2 protein-coding genes and 1 tRNA gene are annotated in these 3,292 nt (G+C 64.7%); 1 reads left to right on the plus strand and 2 read right to left on the minus strand.

Features of this window, described 5'->3' with window-relative positions; genetic code table 11:
• Window positions 1-574: 574 nt before the first annotated feature.
• Entirely contained in the window at window positions 575-1,708 is a 1,134-nt protein-coding gene (locus AC1DYI_RS30310) for an ABC transporter substrate-binding protein (protein WP_477207830.1), read from the plus strand.
• 22 nt (window positions 1,709-1,730) lie between these two features.
• Here AC1DYI_RS30310 and AC1DYI_RS30315 read toward each other — a convergent pair whose 3' ends face one another.
• Both AC1DYI_RS30315 and AC1DYI_RS30320 read right to left on the minus strand, forming a co-directional pair.
• A complete protein-coding gene (locus tag AC1DYI_RS30315) occupies window positions 1,731-2,984 on the minus strand; it encodes a GGDEF domain-containing protein (protein ID WP_477207831.1) in 1,254 nt (417 codons plus the stop codon).
• A gap of 177 nt (window positions 2,985-3,161) precedes the next feature.
• Window positions 3,162-3,237 (minus strand) — tRNA-Asn (locus AC1DYI_RS30320).
• Between the last annotated feature and the right edge of the window lie 55 nt (window positions 3,238-3,292).

Below are 3,292 nucleotides of genomic sequence, written 5' to 3' on the forward strand. Positions count from 1 at the left end.
ACCCAGCACGACGCCAGGCCGTTCAAAACCTTGTCGCAGCCGACGCGCAGCGCACCAGCCGGTAGCACCAGTTTCGCCAGCGCCAGCGGCAACATCAGCGAGAAGACGGCCACCGTGTTCAGCGCCAGGAGCAGGCCAGTGAGGCCCCCGCGCAACCAGGCTATCGTCATCGTGGCGCCGTGATTTGGGGGCAGCATGGCCAGGGCCGAACGACCGGGTCGGGCACGGCGTTGCCGATCAAGTGTAGAAAGTCAGCGTGTGGGGGCAGGGCGCCTGTGAGCACGAGAAAAGGCTAGTCTTCGGTCGAAGCCAGCAAGAAGTCGCCCGGATTGGGCGAGCCAAGGATAGCTGCAGTCGCTGATGTTCCTGCGGTGAGGGGAGTGGACCGTTGGTCCCGCCAGGAAATCACGAAGCAACGCGCCTCGTCGTATCGCGGGCCACAAACGTCACGACACGCGGCGGGTGCGCCTATCGACTGGCGCGAAACAAGGTGTACTAATGCGCTCTCTTGGCGGAGCGATGTCGCGGGTTTGCCGCTGTTGCGCCAATCGTCTCGGTTGTGTGAGGGTATCGCATGAACAAAAGAACCTGGACACGCCGCCAGACCCTTCAAGGGCTCGCGGCCGGAATTTTCTGTGGCACGGGGTTGCGATCGCACGCCAGCGGCAGCCGCCTGGTACTGGGGCAGTCGGCCGCATTCAGCGGGCCGGCTGCACAGCTGGGCATTCAGATGAACCTCGGCGCCCGCATGTATTTCGACGCGGTCAATGCCGCGGGTGGGATCGACGGGCGGCAGATCGAGCTGCAGACACTTGACGATGGCTACGAGCCCGATCGTTGTGAAGCCAACACCAAGAAGCTGATCGATGCCGGGGTGTTCGCACTGTTCGGCTACGTKGGTACGCCCACCAGCCTGATGGCGTTGCCGCTGGCCAATGCGGCGAAGGTGCCTTTCTTTGCGCCGTTCACCGGTGCGCAAGGGCTGCGGGATCCCTTCAGCCGCTACGCCTTTCACGTTCGCGCGTCGTACTTCGACGAAACCGCCGAGATCGTCAAGCACGTGACTTCGCTCGGGATGCAGAAGATCGCCGTGTTCTACCAGAACGACAGCTACGGCAAGGCCGGTCTGGCGGGCGTGACGCGTGCGCTGCAGGCGCGCAGCCTGGCGCCTGTTGGGCTCGGCACTGTCGAGCGCAACACGGTGGCGGTGGACGAGGCGGTGGCCGCGATCGTCAAGGCGCGTCCTGATGCAGTGGTTCAGATCAGTGCCTACAAGTCCTGCGCCGCCTTCATCCGCGAAGCGCGCAAGGCGGGCTACGGCGGCACCTTCTACAACGTGTCGTTCGTGGGCACCAAAGCTTTGTCCGACGAACTGGGCGCGGACAGCCGCGGCGTCGTGGTCAGCCAGGTGGTCCCGTACCCTTTTGCCGCTGTCACCGGCCTGTCGCGCGAGTACCTGACCGCCAGTACGRCTGCCGGCTCGCAGCCGAACTACTCCAGCATGGAAGGCTATGTGGCGGCCAAGGTGTTCTGCGAGGGCCTGAAGCGCATGCATGGCGGTACCGGTGTCGATGCCTTCATCGCCGGCCTGGAATCCATCGACACCAGCTTCGGCGGCTTCAACGTCAGCTTCGGGCCCCACAAGCACACCGGGTCGACCTTTGTTGACCTCACCATGCTGGCGGAATACGGCAAGGTCAGGCGTTAGGGTTGGCGAGACGGCGTCGCCGTCAGCCCGGCTGGACGCGCTGAAAAGCCTCGGTTCCGACGGGGCCGCGGGCAACGCTGTCGGGCTTGGGTGTCTCGGCCGTCGTGTGGGCCATGACCACCTGATTGCGCCCGCTGCGCTTGGCCTCGTAGCAAGCGGCGTCGACACGCGAGAAGAAGGCCTCGGCGCTCGTGTCGATGCGCCAGTCAACGGCGCCGACGCCGATGCTGGCGGTCAGCGTGATCGTGTGACCGGCGTAGCGCGTGGGCGACTCTTCGATCGCTGCGCGGCAGTGTTGTGCCAGTTCGTTGGCCTCTTCTGCCGATGCATTGGGCAACAGCGCCACGAACTCTTCGCCGCCGATGCGCGCCACCAGGTCCGTCGAGCGCCGGAACTGCGCCTGCAGTGTCGAGGCCACGTGCTTCAGGCAGGCGTCCCCGCCCGTGTGGCCGTGGCGATCGTTCACCGTCTTGAAATGGTCGAGATCGACCACCAGCAAGGCCAGTGAAGACTGGGAGCGGCGGGCGTTGTTCCAGGCCCAGGCCAGCACGCTCTGGTACTCGCGGCGATTGGCCAGGCCGGTCAACGCATCGAGCCGGGTCATGCGGTCCAGCTCGGCGCGGTGGGTCAGCAACTGGTGTTCGAGTGTCATCTCGCTGTCGAACTCGGCGACCCGCCGCTTCAATTGGGTGCCCAACAGGTAGACGCAGTAGATGCCCATCATGACCGCCAGGCTGCGAAGCGCCGGGAACTGAAASGCGAGCAGCARCAATGCCGGCGCCTGTAGCAGCAAGACCGCCATCGCCGGGTTGTGCTTGTCCGCGGTGGCGATCTCGCAAGCGGCCGTCCCGAGGGCGATGGTGGCCAGCGATGCGATGAACATCGCCGGGGTCAGGCCTTGCTCGATGGTGCCGACGACGTACAGCACGACACACCAGACGGCACAGGCGACCTGGATCGACCACCAATGGTGCCGCCACCAAATGCGCGCCTGCCGCTCGCTGCAGGGCTCTGGCGGTAGCCGGTGTGCATGTCGCAGGTACCAGATCGCCGCGAACACCAACACCGGCGTCCAGCTGATCGCGCGCAGCGGCGAAAAGTAGTCGCCCACCCAGGCGGTCAACAGGGTGGCCACTGCGTAGTAGGCCGGGCCGACCTTGGTTCGCTCGTAGAGAAAGCGCATCGCGCGTTGATGCCGGTAGGCTTGCAGCGACGGCAGCTGCAACTCACCAGGCTCATGGGCGAGCGGTTCAGAGGCAGTGCGCGAAGGCCCCATGGTGATGGCGTGCTGCAGGTGCGGTGAGGTGAAAGTACCTCAGCCCCGCCAAGGCGGCAAGTTGCACTCCCGCCTCATCTGCAAACAACCCGGCGCACGCCGGAGAGCAGGTCACCAGAAAGCAAAAAGCCCAACCGGTGAGGGCTGGGCTTTTTGGGTGCCATTGCTGGCTTTGTTTGGCTCCCCGACCTGGGCTCGAACCAGGGACCTACGGATTAACAGTCCGGCGCTCTACCAACTGAGCTATCGGGGAAGTGAAGCCTCAGATTATAGACAGAATTTTGGGAGCCTTACAAGCTGGTCTGCAA

The sequence above is a fragment of the Ideonella sp. P3_A4 genome (assembly GCF_056403075.1).